The following is a 17,889-nucleotide window of genomic DNA, read 5'->3' as shown; positions in this document are numbered from 1 at the left end:
GATGAATAGCCCACGCGCGCACGACCTGTTGTGGGGGTTGCCCCTTTGCGCGCTGCCTGAAGATGCCCCGCAGTGGGCGCATCAGGTGGTGGCAAGCGGTCAGCCTGTGGTGGTGCGCCGCGCCGCCTGCGCTGACGGCTGGGTGGCGGTGGGCCTGCGCGGCCTGAGCCGGGATCAGCGGCTGGGCACACAGATGCGCCTGGCCGATATCCAACGCCTGCAAAGCCCTGAGGCCCTGCGCTGGCGAGCACCGAGCCCGTGGCCTGCATTGCAGGCGTTGGCCTCGGTGGCCCCGGTACTCGATACCACCGGGCTGGCCTGGGGGCCGACAGGTGGAGTGGGGTACCAACTCGCCACCGAGACTGGCGTGCTGCACCTGGCCAGTGACCTGGACGTGGTCGTGCGCACGCCGCACCCCCTGGCACGCGCAAAAGCGCGGGAACTGCTGGACATACTGGACTGCGCGCAATGCCGTATCGATGTGCAATTGGAAACACCGGCAGGTGCCGTCGCCCTGCGTGAGTGGGCCGGTGTTGCCCGCCGCGTACTGCTCAAGTCGCCCCATGGCGCGCGCTTGGTGGCCGACCCCTGGGCAGCTTGGGCGTGTGCGGCATGAGCAGTTTGTTCGCGTTCCCCGGCCAGGGTGCCCAGCAGGTAGGCATGTTGCACCGCTTGCCCGAGGGGGCCGGCCCACTGTTGGAGGAGGCCAGCGATACGCTGGGCCATGACGTGCTGGGCCTGGACAGCGAGCAGGCATTGCAGAGCACCCGGGCCGTGCAGCTGTGCCTGTTGCTGACCGGGGTGGCCTGGGCGCGCCGACTGCTGCAGCAAAGTCCCGCCCCCGACTATGTGGCAGGGCTGTCGATAGGGGCGTATCCCGCCGCTGTCACGGCCGGTGCGCTGGCGTTCGCCGATGCCGTGCGCCTGGTTGCGCTGCGCGGTGAGTTGATGCAGCGCGCCTATCCGCAGGGGTATGGCATGACCGCGCTGAGTGGCCTGGACCTGGCCAGTGTCGAGCGCTTGCTGGTGGAGGCGGGCGGTGAGGTCTACATCGCCAACCTCAACAGCGAAAACCAGATCGTCATTGCCGGCAGTGAGGCGGCCATGGCTGCGGTGGCCCAACGCGCGCGCAGCCTGGGCCAGGGCGTCGCGCGGCGCCTGGCGGTCAGCGTGCCGTCCCATTGCCCACTGCTCGACGCCCCGGCTGCGGAACTGGCCCAGGCCTTTGCTGCGGTCGAACTGCGAAGGCCCATCATCACCTACCTGAGCGGCAGCAGTGCACGGCCGATCCACGACCCGCAACGCTTGCGCGACGACTTGGCCGGCAACATGGCGCGGGTGGTGGATTGGCGTGCCACGTTGCGCAACGCCTATGAACGCGGGGTGCGCCTGCACCTGGAAATACCACCGGGCAGTGTGCTCAGCGGCCTGGCCCGCCAGGTGTTCGCCAATGGCCGCGTGGTAGCCATCGAGTCCACTCGGCTGGACAGCGTCGACGCCTTAATGCGTCAGGAGGTGGCCGGCAACCGATGACCGTGCTGTGCAACGCGAAGGACAACAACAAGCAACTTCGACAACACCTGAGGACAACAACAATGATTATTTATGGTGTGGCTCTGCTGGCAGTGTGCACGCTTGCCGGCGTTATCGTCGGCGACTTCCTGGGCGTGCTGCTGGGCGTCAAATCCAACGTGGGCGGGGTCGGTATCGCCATGATCCTGCTGATCTGTGCGCGGCTGTACATGCACCGCCATGGCGGCATGAGCAAGGAGTGCGAGTTCGGCGTCGGCTTCTGGGGCGCGATGTACATTCCGGTGGTGGTGGCCATGGCGGCCCAGCAGAACGTGGTCACGGCCCTGCATGGCGGGCCGGTGGCGCTGCTGGCGGCCGTCGGCGCGGTACTGGTGTGTGGCGCGACCATCGCGCTGATCAGCCGCAGCCACCGCGGTGAACCCTTGCCCGCGCTGGAGCCCACACCCGAAACACCTGTGCAGGTTGCCCCTGCAGGAGGGCGCTGATCATGTGGCCGATCATTGACAATGCCTTGGAACACAACGGCCTGATCACCGCGTTCGCGGTTGTCGGGGCGATCATGTGGTTGTCGGTACTGATGTCGAAATACCTGACGTTCGGCCGGGTGCACGGCTCGGCGATTGCCATCGTCATTGGGCTGGTGCTGGCCTGGGTTGGCGGTACCGTGACTGGCGGGCAAAAGGGCCTGGCGGACATGGCACTGTTCTCTGGCATCGGCCTGATGGGTGGGGCGATGCTGCGCGACTTCGCCATCGTCGCCACGGCCTTCGAAGTGCAGGCCACCGAGGCGCGCAAGGCCGGGATGATTGGCGCCGTGGCGTTGCTGCTGGGCACGGTGCTGCCGTTTATCGTCGGTGCGGCGGTGGCTTATGCCTTCGGCTATCGCGATGCCGTAAGCATGACCACCATTGGCGCGGGCGCGGTGACCTATATCGTCGGGCCGGTGACTGGGGCGGCGCTGGGTGCGAGCTCGGACGTGATGGCCTTGTCGATAGCCACCGGGTTGATCAAGGCCATCCTGGTCATGGTGTTCACCCCGGTGTCGGCCCGCCTGCTGGCCTTGGACAACCCGCGTTCGGCCATGGTGTTCGGTGGTTTGGCGGGGACGGTGTCGGGGGTGACCGCAGGGTTGGCGGCCACGGACCGGCGGCTGGTGCCGTACGGCGCGCTGACCGCGACCTTCCATACCGGCTTGGGCTGCTTGATGGGCCCTTCGATACTGTATTTCTGCGTGCGCGGCTTGATGGGCTGACCTACCCCTCACGCCCTCTGTGTAGGAGCAGCCTTGCGCTGCGAAGAGGCCCGTACTAGCGGCGACTATCTACGGTGTTGTCACCGGCCTCTTCGCAGCACAAGGCTGCTCCTACCTGCAACTCCATCCCCCGAATCGGGGAAAACCGCTGGGGAATCCTCCCCAATCTGTTTCGGTTAGCGCCGTAACTCACCAAAAAATATAACAATTCTCATCTGGCATATACCTTGCTGAACCTCCACGCAGAGACCCTGTGTTCCGGAGGTGCAGCATGTCGACCCCGCTCAAAGGCCCCGTCCTGTCATCCCTTGTCCTGGCCCTACTCGGCTGGGAAGCGACCAGCGAGGCAGCTGTGCAGTGCCAGCGCACCCTGGTTGCCAATGTGGTCGCACTGGACCAGCCGCTGATGTTCAACCGCCTTGGCGCGCAAAACGCCAATGGCATGATGTTCGCCCTGCGCGAAGATGTCGTGGACGAGCACCAGGTCCCGCTTGGCAAAGGCGGAGCCGCAGTGCCTGGCAAAGTCACCTTGCGCCCGGACAAACGCCCACGGCCAATCGTCTTGCGGGTCGCTGCCGGTGACTGCCTCACCGTCAACCTGACCAACCTGCTGGCCTACCAGGCCAACCCCAACAAGCACGGTATCGACCACGAAGAAAACGAGGCCGAAGGTGAGGAAGAAGACGGGCCGGAGACCGAGTTCGAGAATGAAGGCGGTGAGCACTTCGTTGCGGATGAGCAAGTCAGCGACCGCCACGTAGGTTTCCAGGTCAACGGCATGCAAGCCGTCAACAGCATTGGCGACATCGCCGCCAACACCGGCCGCAACGGCAACTTCCTGGTGTCGCCGGGCAACACCCGCAGTTACACGCTGTATGCCGAACGCGAAGGGGCCTTCGCCGCCACCAGCCAAGGCGCGACCTTCGGCGGCCAGGGCGGTGCCGGCAACGTTGCCAACGGCTTGTTCGGCCAGGTGGTGGTGGTGCCCAAAGGCGGGCGCACCTTCCGCAACACCCTGACCGAAGAAGAAATGCGCCTGGCCACCACGGGCCGCACCCCCACCGGCCAACCTGTCATCGATTACCAGGCCCGTTACCCGCAGGCCGAGCCCTGGATCACTGAAGGCAAGGCCGGCAAGCCGATCATCGCCATGGTCGATGGCAACGAGATTCTCAACAGCGAGACCGATGCCATCGTCATGGGCCCCAACCCAGACGGCAGCTTCCCCCGTTCGACCTACCCACTGGAGAGCGTCAACAAGCGCAACCCGGCGCTGCCCAACCGGCTGGATGCGTTCCGTGATTTCGCCTCGCAGTTCGCCGACGAAGTGGCCGGCACCCAGGCCTTCCCCGGCTACTGGGCCGACCCGATCATGGGCCACGTGCTGGAGCCGACCCGCGATTCGTTCATGATCAACTACGGCTCGGGCGGCATGGGCGCCGAGGTAGTGGCCAACCGCCTGGGCGTGGGCCCGATGCATGACTGCCTGTCGTGCGCCTATGAGGAGTTCTTCCTCAGCGCCCACACCGTGGGCGATATCGGCACGCTGGTGGACGTGCCGGCCAACGTCGGCCTGGAGAACATCCGCCCCGGCGAAACCCCACCGGCCAATGCCGTGGGCGTCAAGGCCAGCATGGCCCTGTACCCGTCGGAGCCGGCCAACGTCCACCACAGCTACATTGGCGACTTCACCAAGTTCCGTAATACGCACAATGGTCATGAGCAGCACATCTTCCACTTGCACGGCCACCAGTGGCTATTCAACCCAAACGACGACAACTCCGACTATGTGGACGCCCAAGGCATCGGCCCGGGCATCGGGTACACCTACGAGATCGCTAACGGCGGCTCTGGCAACCGTAACCGCGTAGCGGGCGATGCCATCTACCACTGCCATTTCTACCCGCACTTCGCCCAAGGCATGTGGGCTATGTGGCGGGTGCACGACGTGTTTGAGGAAGGTACCCGGCTGGAGGTCAGTGGCCAGGATGCAAACGGCTTCCACAGCACGCCGTTTGCCCTGCGCAGTGGCAAGCCAGCCGTCGGCGCACGGGCATTGCCGGACGGTGAAATCATTGCCGGTACGCCGATCCCCGCCATCGTCCCGCTGCCGGGCAAAGCCATGGCGCCGATGCCGGGCAAGGTGGTCGTGGTGCCTAAGCTTGCAGAGCAGTGGGTGGCCGCAAATGAGCAGGACGATGATGAAGAGGAAGAAGAGGGCGACGATGACCATGGCCACGGGGCAGCTGCGCCCAAGGCTGTCGGCTCCTTGGCCCTGGTCGACCGTAGCGAAACCAACCGCAACGCCGACGGCACCTTGAAAAACCCAGGCTACCCGTTCTGGATCGGTGGCATGGAAAGCAGCGTCGGCCAGCGCCCACCGACCCCGCCGCTGGACATGCTCGACCCTGCGCTTGCCCAGCAACTGAAAAACAGCGGCAATGCCCTGTGGGCCAACCTGGACCCCAACCAGGTCGATGGCTGGGATGGTGGCCTCGGCCGGCACGCGCTGGATGGCATCTCGGCAGGTGGCGAAGCATTGACCACCACCACCAAGCTGGATTTCTCCAAGGTGGTGCACAAAGCCAAGCCGATCTACCTGCCGGAAGAGGGCACTGAAGTCGAACAGGCGGCCATGAAGTTTCACGCCAAGGCTGAGCACCCCAGCTATGCGCTGATGCCGGGCAGCCAGCCGGTGGCGCGCAACTTCCGCACCAATGGCGCCTTGCCGACGGCCGGGGCACCGTTCTTTGAGCCGTGCATGGACGACCGCGGCAAGCGCCTCACCCAGACCTCGGGCATAGGCGAGTTCGCCAGCGGTGAAAGCCTGACCGGCATGAGCTTCCGGGGTGCGTCTGCCTTCACCGCCGACCGCCCGCGCATCTACAAAGGCGCCAACATCCAGTTCGATGCGGTCTACAACAAAGTGGGCTACCACTTCCCGCAGGCGCGCATCATTGCCCTCTGGGAAGACGCCTGGCCAGTGATCACCAAGCAGCGCCCACCCGAGCCGCTGGTGATGCGCATGAACACCTTCGATTGCACCATGTACCAGCACACCAACCTGATCCCGTCCATTTATGAGATGGACGACTACCAGGTGCGCACCCCAACCGACGTGATTGGCCAGCACATCCACCTGCCCAAGTGGGACCTCACCGCGGCTGACGGTTCGGCCAACGGCTGGAACTACGAGGACGGCATTCTTTCGCCCGGCAGCGTGGTCGAGCGCGTGCATGCCATTCGCGCCTACAACGGTTGCACCGAAGGCGATAGCCGAGACGGCACCGCCGCCTGCCCAAGCGCCAAGCAGCACCCGTACTTCGGGCGCTTTGGCCGGGCCGACTGGCTGGGCGCGCGTACCGCCATGCAGCGTTGGTTCGCCGACCCTGTGGTCAACGTGCACAACGTCGACCGCGGCCTGGGCACCATCTTCACCCACGACCACCTTGGCCCATCGACCCACCAGCAACTGGGCCTGTACGCCACGGTACTGGCCGAACCTGCCGGCTCCACCTGGTACCACGCCGAAACCGGCGAGCAGCTGTACAACCCGGCTGCGCGCCAGGACGGTGGGCCAACCTCGTGGCAAGCAGTGATCAAGACCGGTGACCACGATGGCGACGGCAAAAACGACAGCTACCGTGAGTTCTTCCTCGAGTACAGCGACTTCCAGCATGCCTATGAAGCCGGCGTGTACGTGGGCGCAGGGCCGGACGGTATTCCCAATGGCCAGTCGTACCCGGCCACGGCCGACAGCTTCCGCTACGCCATCAACCCACCGGTACGGCAGAAAGCCTCGTCGCTGCTCGAATCGGTGGTCGAGTCGCGTGGTGGCCTGAGCCCTGGCTGCCCAAGCCGGCCGTGCCCACAAGCCATTTCGGTGGATGACCCAGGCATGTTCGTCGTCAACTACCGTAACGAACCGCTGGCCCTGCGGGTGTTCGACCCCAACAAAGTGGCCCCGGACGGCAAGCGCGGCATGCAGGCCGATGGCCTGGGCGGTGACCTGAGCTATGCCTTGCAGAGCCGCACCGACCGTGCCATCCCAGCGATGAACATGGCGCCCTCGGCGATCACTTCGGCGGTCGGCCCAACCGGTGGCACCACGGTGTTCCCGCCGCACATCAACACCGCCGGTAGCGAGCCCGGTGACCCGTTCACGCCGCTGCTGCGCACTTACTCGGGTGACAACGTGCGCTTGCGCATGCATGCCGGTGGCCATGAAGAGGAGCACAACGTCACGCTGCACGGCGTCAAGTGGCTGCAGAATGGCTCGGGCTTCGGCAGCAGCTCCAACTCGGGGTGGAAGGCATCGCAGATGATCGGCATCTCCGAGCAGCTGGGCTTCATGGCGCCGGTGTCGATGATTTCCAGCTCTGCGGCCACCAATGGCGACTACCTGTACTCGCTGGACGCGGCACTGGAAGGCTACTGGAACGGCATCTGGGGCATCATGCGCAACTACACCACCTTGCGCCCGGACTTGTTCCCGCTGTCGAACAACCCGCAGCCGGTGGCCATGCGCAACACCGTGAACTTTGACGGCATCTGCCCAAAAACCACCACCAACGCCAATGGCATTGGTACCCGCGCCACGGTCAAGCGCAGCTACGAGATCGTTGCCGTACTGGCCAACGACATTCTGGAGAACCGCCACGGGGTCAGCATCACCGACCCGGCCGGCGTCGGCCAGCATGTCGGTGGGCCACTCAAGCCTGGCGGTGGCACGCTGGTGTTCAACAGCCGCAAGACCAGCATCCCGCAGGTGACCGTGGTGGATGAGGAGGACGGCACCACCTTCACCGTTGGCGGCCACAGCGCACCACTGCACGACCCGACCGCGGTGCTGTATGTGCGCAAGGCAGACCTGGACGCGACCACAGGCAAGCTCAAACCCGGCGTGCCGGTAGAGCCCCTGGTGCTGCGCGCCAACGCTGGCGACTGCATCAGCATCACCCTGGAAAACCGCCTGCCGCTGGTGATGCCCGACCTGCCAAGCACGGCCGTGATGCAGAACGTGGTCAAGCGTGACCGTAATGGCAGCGAAGGCTCCACAGCGTTCAACAACAACCTGATGCGGCCGTCCAGCCATGTTGGCCTGCACGCACAGTTGCTGGCCTACGACATCACCAAGTCCGATGGTGCCAACGTCGGCCTCAACCCGGTGCAGACCGTGCCGCCGCGTGCCGGCAACAGCGGTGCCTACCCGAGCAAGGTGTACCAGTACTACGCCGGGCACCTGGAGCGTGAAGGCAAGCCGGTGCTGCAACTGGGCCGCACGGTGGACAACATCAACACCACGGCGATCGAATTCGGCGGCCTGAACCTGACCCCGTCCGACTTCATCAAGCAACCGCAAAAAGGCCTGGTGGGCGCCATGAGCATCCTGCCGCAAGCCGCCACCTTCACCGAGGACACCGCCAGCCGTGCCCAGGCCACGGTAAAAGTCAGCGGCCAGCCGGACTACCGCGACTTCGTCACGGTGTGGCAACGCTCGATGAACATGCGCTGGGCAGACGGCCGCCCCGTGGAAGGTATCGCCACGGAAGGCAATGGTGTGCCGGGCGATCCGAAGGACAACGGCAACATGGCCATGAACTACAAAACCGAACCGCTGTGGTTGCGCTTCGGCATGGCGCCGGACGCACCGTTCGGCCATGCCGACGGCAATGGCTTCGCCGATGTGCCAAACGCCCACATGGCCTACAGCAACGCCCTGGTCGGAGGCGACCCGCAGACGCCCGTGCTCTGGGCCAAGCCCGGCCAGCCGGCACGCAGCCATGTGCTGATGCCCAGCGGTGGCAGCCGCGGCATCACCTACCAGCTGGACGGGCACCTGTGGCCACTGCACGCCTACCAGGCCGAGAAGAACGACGCCGATGGTTACCCGATGAACCTGCCAGGCATCGGCTCGGTGCGCTTCGGTTTCAACCCGATGTCGATCTACATCGGTGCCCAGGAAAGCGTACTGCCGGCGGCGCACTTCAGCTTCATGCTGCCCAGCGCGGGTGGTGCCAATGCGGTGCCGGGGGACTACCTGTTCCGCGACTATGCCGCCTACGGCAACCTCTCGGGGCTGTGGGGGATTTTGCGGGTCAGCAACGAAGCGCCGCCCGCAACGGCTGCGCCACAATAACGACACGGGAGTGCGAGCATGAACAAGAAGACTCGCCCTGCTTACTTGGGGGTACTGCTGGGAGTGGCACTGATCGGCCTGGGCGTAGCGTATGAGCAGCTCTGGTGCGACCCACGCGAACTGCTGCAGGAGCCTGCCGACCCGCAGGCCCTGCACCGGCTCAGCCGGGACGGGGTGACCGTGGAGTTCGAGGCGCGGCCGCTGGCCGGGGGCGAGCTGCGCGAAGGCGCCTTCGCCAACGTGCGCTTCAAGGTCAGCGACCAGGCCAGCGGCCAGCCGCTGTCGGGCATGGCGCCGGGGGCCTGGATCGACCCGGCCCAGTCGGCACCGGTCGGTGACCGCGACCAAAGCTGCAAGGCCCGCGTGGCGCTGTTTCTGAAAAGCAGCATTGGTGCCCGGCCATTGCTCGACCTCAACAGCTACTTCCTGTTGATGCTGAACAAGGACGCCAGCCTGACGGTCATCGACCCGACGGTTTCGGTGGGGGGCGTCACCAGCACCATGGCCCGTATCGAACTGCCAGGCAGGCCCATGGACTGGGCGGCCACCGGCGACGACAAGCAGGTGTTCGTGTCGATCCCGGAGCGCGGCAAGGTGTCGGTGATCGATACCGAGACCTTCACCCGCGTGGCCGACCTGGATGCCGGTGACCAACCGACGCGGGTGGCGCTGCAACCGGACCAGCATCGGCTGTGGGTGGGCAACAACAGCAGCGACCCGGCCAAGGGCGGGGTAACGGTGATCGACGTGCCCGGGCGCAGCACCCTCAAGTCCTTCGCCACCGGCTCTGGGCACCACGAGATCGCCTTCAGCAGCGACTCGCGCTACGCCTTTGTCAGCAACCGCGACAGCGGCACCCTGAGCATCATCGACATCCCTGAAATGCGCCTGGCCAAGACCCTGGAGGTGGGGCCGCACCCGCTGTCGGTGAGCTACTCGGCGCTGTCCCAGGCGGTCTATGTGGTCGATGGCCAAGAAGGCACGGTGCGGGTCATCGACGCCCGCAGCCATCAACCGCGCCACACCGTCACGGCGGAACAGGGCCTGGGCCCGATGCGTTTTAGCAGCGACGGGCGCTACGGCATCGTGCTCAACACCCTGGAGAACCAAGCCTTGGTGATCGATGCCAGTACCGACACGCTCATCCACCGCATCCCGGTGTCGGCCGAACCCTACCAACTGACCTTCACCAAGGGCTATGCCTACGTCCGCGGCCTGGCCTCGCCCAAGGTCAGCATGATCAACCTGAGCAGCCTTGGGGAAGGGCGTTCGCCGATCGTGCAGGGCTTCGACGCCGGCCCTGCAGCGCCGCGCCAAGCCGGTGATCTGCCGCTGGCACAAGGGTTATCGGTGTCGCGTGACGACAACTCGGTGTTCGTGGTCAACCCGGTAGACAACACCACCTACTTCTACGCCGAGGGCATGAACGCGCCGATGTCGGGCTACAACAACCGCGGCCACCAGGCCCGCGCGGCCATCGTCGTCGACCGCAGCCTGCGCGAGGTGGCCCCAGGGGTGTACGGCTCGACGGTGAAGCTGCCGGCGGCCGGCAAGTTCGACGTGGCCTTCCTGCTCAACCAGCCGCAAATCATCCACTGCTTCAGCACCGATGTGGGCGAGGCGCCGAATGCCCGCAAGCACAAGGGCGCGCATGCCGAGTTCCTTGGCCTAGAGCAGCCTTTGCCGCAGCACAGCGCCTTCACCGCACGGGTGCGCATCGTCGGCGACGACGGTGAACCGCGCCTGGGCCTGAACGACCTGAGCCTGCGCTACTTCCTGGCGCCGTCGTCGATGCCGCGCAACCTGCGCCTCGAAGAAGTGGGCGAGGGCGTCTACCAAGCGGCCTTGACCCTGCCCGAAGCCGGCGCCTGGTACCTGCATGTGCAGTCACCGTCGCTGGGCCGCAAGTTTGCGGAAGAGAATTACACCAGCCTGCGCGTCCTGCCGGCCTCGGCCTCCACGGCGTCCCAAGGGGACGCTTCCCAGATGCAAACCAGGAGTGTGCGATGAACGCCAAGCATGCTTTTACACGGCTGGGCCTGAGCCTGGCGCTGCCCCTGTTGTTGTCCAGCAACCTGGCCCTGGCCCATGCCGGGCATGACCACAGCGGCCATGCCGAGCAACCGCCCGCCGCGCGACAGGAGAAAGCCAGCGTGCGCTTTGCCGATGTCTCGCTGCTGGACCAGGACGGGATGCCTGTGCGCCTGGAGAAGGACCTGGTCGGCGATCACCTGGTGGTGATGGGTTTCATCTACACCAGTTGCACCACGGTGTGCCCGGTGGTGTCGTCGATCATGGGCAAGGTCCAGCAGCAGTTGGGCGGCCGTGTGGGTGAAGAAATCCACCTGGTGTCGATCAGCGTCGACCCCCAGCGCGACGATTCCAAGCGCTTGCAGCGCTACGCCAAGGCCTTCCAGAAAGGGCCGGGTTGGAGCTGGCTGACCGGTACGTCGTACGCCATCACCGAAACCCTCAAAGGCCTGGGCAGCTTCAGTGCCGACCTCAGCCAGCACCCGCCGCTGATTCTGGTGGGCGATGGCCGCAGCGGCCACTGGACCCGCTACTACGGCTTCACCGACCCGGCGGTACTGGTCGCGGAAATCAACCGCCTCAGCGCACGCCGGGTGCATGCCAAGAGCACGGCCATCGCCGAACACCATGCCGACCACACCGGCGACCATAACGAGGTGCAACCATGAGCCATCTGATTTCACGCCGCGCCGGTATGCGCGGTCTCGACTGGCTGGTACTGGGCGGTTGCCTGTGGATTCTTGCCTCGGTCGCATTGGCCCATGAAGGCCATGCCCAGCAGGCGCCCGAGCCACAGGCAGCGCCCCAGGCGATGACCAGCGGCGGCGGCACCCGCGATGCCCAGTCCTGGTTCACCGACACCGTGCTCAAGGACCAGAATGGCCGCGACCTGCGCTTCTACAGCGATGTGCTCAAGGACAAGGTGGTGATGCTTAACGTCATCTTCACCCACTGCACCGACGCCTGCCCGTTGATCACCCGCAAGCTGCGGGAGGTACGCGAGGCCATGGGGCCGGCGCTGGCCGGGCAGGTGACGTTCGTCTCGATCAGCAGCGACCCGCTCAACGACACCCCGGCGGCGCTCAAGGCCTTTGCCGAGAAGCAGGGTGTGGACGGCCCCAACTGGCTGTTCCTGACTGGCGACAAGGCCAGTGTCGACCTGGTACTGGGCCGCATCGGCCAGTTCCTGCCCAGCCCCGAACAGCATTCCACGCAGCTGATTGCCGGTGACGTGGCAGGCAAGCGCTGGAGCAAGATCCGCCCCGATGCGCCCCCAATGGCGATCGCGCAGCGCATGCAGCTGCTGGCCCAGCCGCTGGCGGGGCGGTGACATCATGAACCTTGCGCTGGCCAATGCCGTTGTAGGAGCGGCCTTGCGTCGCGAAAGGGCTGCGCAGCGGCCCCAGATTTCGGTGTCGATGCAGAGACTGCTGGGGCTGCTGCGCAGCCCTTTCGCGACGCAAGGCCGCTCCTACAAAAGCCTGGTATGCGTGCTAGGGCTCACTCTGTGCGGCTCCACCTTCGCCCTCGACCTCACCGAGCACGAACAAGCGGGCAAACGCCTGTACCGCGAAGGCCAGTCGAGCAGCGACGCACAATTGCTGGCACGCGTCGGCTCCAGCGACATGAGCGTCCCAGCCAGCGTCTTACCCTGTGCAAGCTGCCACGGCGCCGACGGCCGCGGCCGCGCCGAAGGCGGTGTTCGCCCGCCGAGCCTCGACTGGCAACGCCTGGCCCTGGGCCAGGGCGAGCGGCAGGCCAATGGCCGCAGTTACCCGCGTTATACCGACGCCAGCCTGGCCAGGGCGATCCAGCAGGGGGTGGACCCTGCCGGCAATCGCCTGGACGCCGCCATGCCGCGTTTCGATTTAACCCTGGCCGACCAGCGCAACCTCACCGCCTACCTCAAACGCCTGGCCGATGAGCGCGACCCGGGCGTGGAGGAGGGCGTGCTGCGCCTGGGCACCTTGCTGCCGGGGTCCGGGCCGCTGGCCGAAGCAGGGCACGTGGTGCGCGCAGTACTGGAAGACGGCCTGGCGCAACTCAACCAGCAAGGCGGTGTGCACGGGCGGCGCCTGGAACTGGTGGTGCTCGACCCAGGCAGCGACGCCGACAGCGCCGAGCAGGCCCTTCGCCAACTGCTGGACAAGGAGCAGGTGTTCAGCCTGATTACCCCGCTGGCACCTATGCTCGATCAGCGACTGACCGCGGTGTTGGCGCAGCAGAACGTGCCGCTGATCGGCAGCACCCCGCGCAGTGGCGGCAGTGCGCAGATCTTCGACCCGCTGCCGGGCTTGCCTGCGCAACTGCTGAGCCTGGCCGGCCACGCCCGTGACGCCTTGGGCCTCGCCCCAGATGGCTTGCGTGTGGTGTATGCCGGTGACGAGCAAGCGCCGCTGGCCGAGCAGGTGCGTGAACAGCTTGTGCAGCAGGGCTGGGCCCCCGGCGCCCTGCAGCCCTTCGATGGCCAGGCGGTGGACGGCCAGGGCATCGTCTTCGTTGGCCGCGCCCAGGCCTTTGCCGAGTTGGCTGCCGCGTTGCAGGCGGCAGGCCGCCAGCCATACCTGTTTGCAGCGTCCAGCCAGGTGGTCGGGGCCGTGGCGAACTTGCCTGCGCAGTGGTCGCAGCGCGTCTACCTTGCCTACCCATTCGTGCCCGAAGACTGGACCGAGCAGGGCCTGGCGACCCTCGCCGGCCTGCAACACCGCCAGGGCCTGGACCCGCGTCAGGCGTCCTTGCAGGTCAACACCCTGTGCGCCTTGCGCTTGCTGACAGAGGCCCTTAAACAGATCGGCCGAGATGCCAGCCGCGAGCAACTGATCACGGCCCTGGAGGGCCTGCACGACGTCACTACCGGCCTCACGCCAGCCCTGGGCTTCGGCCCCGGTCGCCGGCAGGGCATGGCCGGTGCCCACGTGGTGGCGGTGGCCTTGCCCGGGCCGCGCTTCACCTCGGTCACCCCGTACCGGCCAGTGCCGGACACCCCTTGAGCGGAGGTTGCCATGCGTACCCTGTTGCTGTGCCTGTTGCTGCTGGTCGCCAAGGCGAGTTGGGCCGATGTGCCGGCCGCGCGGGTAAACGGTGTGGAGATCGATGTGATGCGCCTTGAGCGCTACTTCACGGAGTACCTCGAAGCCCAGGGCCGCGCGGTGGCCAGCATCCGCAACCCGACCCTGTACAAGCGCCTGCGCGACCAGGCCTTGGACGAGCTGATCGACAAGGAGCTGCTGTGGCAGGAGGCCCAACGCCAGGGCATTGGCATCAGTGATGAACAGGTGTCTGCCCAGGTTGGTGAAGTGGAGGCGGCGTTTGGCAGCCCGACAGTGTTTGAAAGGCGTCTGGCGCAGGCAGGCTTTGATAGGGCAGAGTACGCTGATTACACCCGCCGCGAGCTGGCTGCCCAGCGGGTGTATGCCCAGCTCAGCGCGGTCGACGCGCCCAGCCAGGCCGAGGTGGAGGCCTTCTACATGGCCAATCGACAAAGACTGCAAGGAGCGCAGAACCAAAGTGATAACCCTTCTGTCATACGTGAACAGGGCCTGGTCTTGGCCAGGGCCTCGCTCATCGGGCAATTGCAGGCGCAAGCGCGGCAAGCTGTGCGCCAACGTTTGCGCGAATCCGCTAAAGTGGAAATCGCCGACTGAAGGCCCCGATGGCGTTTCCCCAAAGCTGGGGAATAACGACTTGGCAAAGTGCCATCAGGTCCCCCGGATGTGGGGAACCGGGCGAGCGCGCCTGCTCGCTGCGCCTGGGGTGTTTTCGGGCACCCTTGCCAGATCAACGACTTACAGTGGTGCAGCATGACTATTCACGCCTGGCACGAAGCCTGCTCAAGCCTTATCAAGGCCGCACTTCGCAGACCGGGAAACCGGGCAGTATTTGGGAGTCGACCTTGGTGAACAGAGTATTGGTAGTCGATGACGAACAGACTCTTGCGCAGAACCTGCAGGCGTATTTGCAGGCGCAAGGCCTGGAAGTTCATGTTGCCCACGACGGTGCCAGTGGTATCGAGCAGGCTGAACGCCTGGCACCGCAAGTGATCGTGCTGGATTACCGCTTGCCCGATATGGAGGGTTTTCAGGTACTGGAGACCGTGCGTAAGAACAGGCAGTGCCACTTCGTGCTGATCACCGCCCACCCGACCGCCGAGGTCCGTGAGCGAGCCGCCGAACTTGGCGTGACCCATGTCCTGTTCAAACCGTTCCCGTTAGCGGAACTGGCGCGCGCGATCCTCGACCTGATGGGCATCGAGCGCCGGCGCAGGGCCACGGACAACCCGGCAGAAGGGTTCGTCGAACGACGCCAGACCAGGAACGAATCGTTCCCCCTGCAGTTGTACGATGGTAGCTGGGTACTGGCTGACCGCCGCCGTAATGGCGCCAAGCCCCCAGGTCCGGATGACGAACAACTGCTCACAGGGGAATAGCGGCGCCCGCTGCCCTGGCTGAGCCAGCCTGCGACGCGCCCCCTGAGCGGAGTCGCAGGCCATGCCCGAAGTACTCGAGATTGTCGGTTTTACACGCGAGCTGCTGGCCCAGGCCCGTCTGCAAGCCAGTGACGAGCGCCTGCTCAATTGCCTGGAGCGCCTGGCCAACGACACCCCGGACACCTTCACCCGCCGCCTCGGCATCACCCTGCATTACCCCGTGCTGCACAGCCAGGCGCTGCTGGCCAGCACCCCCCGCTTCGACAAGGTCAGCCTGGCCCAGTGCCTGAAACGCGAGTTCGTGCTGATCGAGCAGGGCGGCGAACTGCTGGGTGTGTTCGCCGACCCCTTCGACCCTGCGCGCCTGGCCTGGATCGACGATGTGCTGCAAGGCGCGCCGCTGTACCTGGCGCACGCCGCCGAGCTGGCGACGTTTCTGGCCCGCCATGAAGAAAGCTTCCACGCGGTCGATGCGCTTGACCACGACAGTGAAGCCAGCAGCGAAAGCGACCCGCTGCAACGCCTGTCGCTGACCAGCATCAGCGAAGACCAGAGTCGCGTGGTCAAGCTGGTCAACTCGACCCTCTACGACGCCCTCAAACTGCACGCCAGCGACATTCACCTGGGCATGACCGGCCAGGGCCTGACCATCAAGTACCGTATCGACGGTGTGCTCAACGGCGCCGGCAAGGCCAGCGGCAGCGCCTTCGCCGACCAGGTGATCTCGCGCATCAAGGTCATGGCCGAGCTCGACATCGGCGAGAAACGCGTGCCCCAGGACGGCCGTTTCAAGGTCGCCGTGGGTGAGCGGCAGATCGACTTCCGGGTCTCGATCATGCCCAGCATCTTTGGCGAAGACGCCGTGCTGCGGGTGCTCGACAAACAGGACCTTTCCGACAAGGTGAGCGGCGTGCAGTTGCAGGCCCTGGGCTTTGCCGACGAAACCCTGCGTGCCTTGCGCCGGCTTGCCGCCGAACCCTACGGCATGATCCTGGTCACCGGCCCCACCGGCAGCGGCAAGACCACCACCCTGTACGCCATGATCAGCGAGATCAACCACGGCGTTGACAAGATCATCACCATCGAAGACCCGGTCGAATATCAACTGCCCGGCGTGTTGCAGATCCCAGTCAACGAGAAGAAGGGCCTGACCTTTGCCCGCGGCCTGCGCTCGATCCTGCGCCACGACCCGGACAAGATCCTGGTCGGCGAGATCCGCGACCCGGACACTGCACAGATCGCCGTGCAGTCGGCCCTGACCGGGCACCTGGTGTTCACCACCATCCACGCCAACAACGTCTTCGATGTGATCGGCCGCTTCAGCCAGATGCAGGTCGACCCCTACAGCTTCGTCTCGGCGCTCAACGCCATCTTGGCTCAGCGCCTGATTCGCCTGGCCTGCCCGCACTGCGCCAGCGCCTGCGAAGTGGACGATGAAACCCTGCTGGCCTCGGGCCTGACCCGCGCCGCCGTCGCGGGCTGGACGTTCGTCCGCGCCCAGGGCTGTGGCCAGTGCCGTGGCAGCGGGTATCGCGGCCGCAGCGCCATCGCCGAGCTGCTGCACCTGGACGATGACCTGCGGCAGATGATCGTCGAACGCCGCCCCCTGTCGCAGATCAAGACACTCGCCTGCCAGCGCGGCCTGCGCTTGCTGCGGGCCTCGGCCCTGGACCTGGTCCGTGACGGCCGCACCACCCTTGAGGAGATCAACCGTGTCACATTCATTGCGTGATCGTGCTGCTCATAAATACTGTGCCGTGCTCGGCGCCGAGGGTGTTGGCCTGGGTTGCTGGAAAGGCAATCAGCACCAGTGGCTGGGCAGCCGCGAATTCAGCTGCGACGCCGCCCAACCGGCCTGGGAAGCTGCTGTCGAAGCGCTGGGCGCACTGCTGGCCGAGCACGCCGTACGCGGCGCCCAATTGCGGGTGTTGCTGTCGGCCCGCTACAGCCGCTTCTGCCTGGTACCGTGGAGCGATGCTATTGGCCATCCACGCGAGCTGGATGCTTATGCGCGGGCCTGCTTCGAGAACCTCTACGGCCAGTCGCTGGGTGACTGGCGCATCGTCCTCTCGCCGGAGCCGGCAGGTGCCGCACGCATTGCCACGGCGTTGCCCGAGGCCCTGCTGCAACGGCTGCAGGCGCTGGGCCGGGAAAGCCGCCTGAGCCTGCGCTCGGTGCAGCCGTACCTGATGGCGGCCTACAACCGTTGTTCGGCGCAGCTGGCACAAGGCGACTTCCTGTTCGTCCTCGCCGAGCCGCGCCGCAGCGTGCTGTTGCTGGCTGCTGGCGGTGCCTGGCAGCAGGTGCTGGCGCAAGGCTGTGCCGATACCGACCAGGCCCTGCAAGCGTTGATTGAGCGTACCTGCGAGCTGTACGGCGAGCATCTGCCACGGGTCTACCTGCATGCGCCCGGCCGCGGCGACGTGCCGCAACTGGCAGCGGTGCAGCTGTGCCAGCCGGCCAGCGAAGCCGACCCTTTGTGCGCCATGTGGCGGGCGGTGGCCTGAC

13 protein-coding genes are annotated in these 17,889 nt (G+C 65.8%); all 13 read left to right on the top strand.

All coding sequences use genetic code 11. The features are described 5' to 3' along the window. Nucleotide 1 precedes the first annotated feature (1 nt). The 13 genes from AB7M33_RS24650 (at nucleotide 2) to AB7M33_RS24590 (ending at nucleotide 17,888) form a co-directional block, all read left to right on the top strand. On the top strand, nucleotides 2-616 hold the full coding sequence (locus tag AB7M33_RS24650) for a malonate decarboxylase holo-ACP synthase (RefSeq protein ID WP_454243873.1): 615 nt from the start codon (nucleotides 2-4) through the stop codon (nucleotides 614-616). Beyond that, complete coding sequence (mdcH, locus tag AB7M33_RS24645) at nucleotides 613-1,533, top strand: malonate decarboxylase subunit epsilon (protein ID WP_454243872.1); 921 nt, start codon at nucleotides 613-615, stop codon at nucleotides 1,531-1,533. Before AB7M33_RS24650 ends, mdcH begins: the two co-directional genes overlap by 4 nt. Nucleotides 1,534-1,595: 62 nt before the next feature. Beyond that, nucleotides 1,596-2,018, top strand: coding sequence for a malonate transporter subunit MadL (gene madL, locus AB7M33_RS24640; RefSeq protein WP_027593479.1), 423 nt, complete (start codon nucleotides 1,596-1,598; stop codon nucleotides 2,016-2,018). Nucleotides 2,019-2,020: 2 nt separating this feature from the next. Then, a complete protein-coding gene (gene madM / locus AB7M33_RS24635) occupies nucleotides 2,021-2,785 on the top strand; it encodes a malonate transporter subunit MadM (protein WP_027593478.1) in 765 nt (254 codons plus the stop codon). 271 nt (nucleotides 2,786-3,056) lie between these two features. Then, entirely contained in the window at nucleotides 3,057-8,924 is a 5,868-nt protein-coding gene (gene mnxG / locus AB7M33_RS24630; protein WP_454243871.1) for a manganese-oxidizing multicopper oxidase MnxG, read from the top strand. 18 nt (nucleotides 8,925-8,942) lie between these two features. After that, nucleotides 8,943-10,934, top strand: coding sequence for a cytochrome D1 domain-containing protein (locus AB7M33_RS24625; RefSeq protein WP_454243870.1), 1,992 nt, complete (start codon nucleotides 8,943-8,945; stop codon nucleotides 10,932-10,934). Beyond that, the gene (locus tag AB7M33_RS24620; RefSeq protein ID WP_454243869.1) at nucleotides 10,931-11,623 is read left to right on the top strand and encodes an SCO family protein; all 693 of its coding nucleotides are present in this window, start codon (nucleotides 10,931-10,933) and stop codon (nucleotides 11,621-11,623) included. Before AB7M33_RS24625 ends, AB7M33_RS24620 begins: the two co-directional genes overlap by 4 nt. Then, on the top strand, nucleotides 11,620-12,285 hold the full coding sequence (locus tag AB7M33_RS24615) for an SCO family protein (RefSeq protein ID WP_454243868.1): 666 nt from the start codon (nucleotides 11,620-11,622) through the stop codon (nucleotides 12,283-12,285). The genes AB7M33_RS24620 and AB7M33_RS24615 overlap by 4 nt, the downstream gene beginning before the upstream one ends. 88 nt (nucleotides 12,286-12,373) lie before the next feature. Next, nucleotides 12,374-13,945 (top strand): ABC transporter substrate-binding protein, encoded by a 1,572-nt coding sequence (locus AB7M33_RS24610; protein ID WP_454243867.1) that lies wholly within the window; start codon nucleotides 12,374-12,376, stop codon nucleotides 13,943-13,945. A gap of 12 nt (nucleotides 13,946-13,957) precedes the next feature. Further along, nucleotides 13,958-14,599, top strand: coding sequence for a SurA N-terminal domain-containing protein (locus AB7M33_RS24605; protein ID WP_027593473.1), 642 nt, complete (start codon nucleotides 13,958-13,960; stop codon nucleotides 14,597-14,599). 248 nt (nucleotides 14,600-14,847) lie between these two features. Next, entirely contained in the window at nucleotides 14,848-15,381 is a 534-nt protein-coding gene (locus tag AB7M33_RS24600; RefSeq protein ID WP_172960411.1) for a response regulator, read from the top strand. 61 nt (nucleotides 15,382-15,442) lie between these two features. Continuing rightward, nucleotides 15,443-17,113, top strand: a complete 1,671-nt coding sequence (locus AB7M33_RS24595) for a GspE/PulE family protein (protein ID WP_099429180.1) — start codon at nucleotides 15,443-15,445, stop codon at nucleotides 17,111-17,113. Then, entirely contained in the window at nucleotides 17,094-17,888 is a 795-nt protein-coding gene (locus AB7M33_RS24590) for a hypothetical protein (RefSeq protein ID WP_027593470.1), read from the top strand. The genes AB7M33_RS24595 and AB7M33_RS24590 overlap by 20 nt, the downstream gene beginning before the upstream one ends. Nucleotide 17,889 lies beyond the last annotated feature (1 nt).

The organism is Pseudomonas sp. Y3 TE3536 (assembly GCF_053629175.1).
The sequence above is the reverse complement of the archived record's forward strand: the minus strand, read 5'-3'. Positions and strand labels throughout refer to the sequence as shown.

What these genes read in the sequence shown, in the direction of transcription:
- mnxG (WP_454243871.1), top strand. Translation starts at nt 3,057, where the DNA reads ATGTCGACCCCGCTCAAAGGCCCCGTCCTGTCATCCCTTGTCCTGGCC.
- AB7M33_RS24610 (WP_454243867.1), top strand. Translation starts at nt 12,374, where the DNA reads ATGCAGAGACTGCTGGGGCTGCTGCGCAGCCCTTTCGCGACGCAAGGC.
- AB7M33_RS24595 (WP_099429180.1), top strand. Translation starts at nt 15,443, where the DNA reads ATGCCCGAAGTACTCGAGATTGTCGGTTTTACACGCGAGCTGCTGGCC.
- AB7M33_RS24625 (WP_454243870.1), top strand. Translation starts at nt 8,943, where the DNA reads ATGAACAAGAAGACTCGCCCTGCTTACTTGGGGGTACTGCTGGGAGTG.
- madL (WP_027593479.1), top strand. Translation starts at nt 1,596, where the DNA reads ATGATTATTTATGGTGTGGCTCTGCTGGCAGTGTGCACGCTTGCCGGC.
- AB7M33_RS24615 (WP_454243868.1), top strand. Translation starts at nt 11,620, where the DNA reads ATGAGCCATCTGATTTCACGCCGCGCCGGTATGCGCGGTCTCGACTGG.
- AB7M33_RS24650 (WP_454243873.1), top strand. Translation starts at nt 2, where the DNA reads ATGAATAGCCCACGCGCGCACGACCTGTTGTGGGGGTTGCCCCTTTGC.
- mdcH (WP_454243872.1), top strand. Translation starts at nt 613, where the DNA reads ATGAGCAGTTTGTTCGCGTTCCCCGGCCAGGGTGCCCAGCAGGTAGGC.
- AB7M33_RS24605 (WP_027593473.1), top strand. Translation starts at nt 13,958, where the DNA reads ATGCGTACCCTGTTGCTGTGCCTGTTGCTGCTGGTCGCCAAGGCGAGT.
- madM (WP_027593478.1), top strand. Translation starts at nt 2,021, where the DNA reads ATGTGGCCGATCATTGACAATGCCTTGGAACACAACGGCCTGATCACC.
- AB7M33_RS24620 (WP_454243869.1), top strand. Translation starts at nt 10,931, where the DNA reads ATGAACGCCAAGCATGCTTTTACACGGCTGGGCCTGAGCCTGGCGCTG.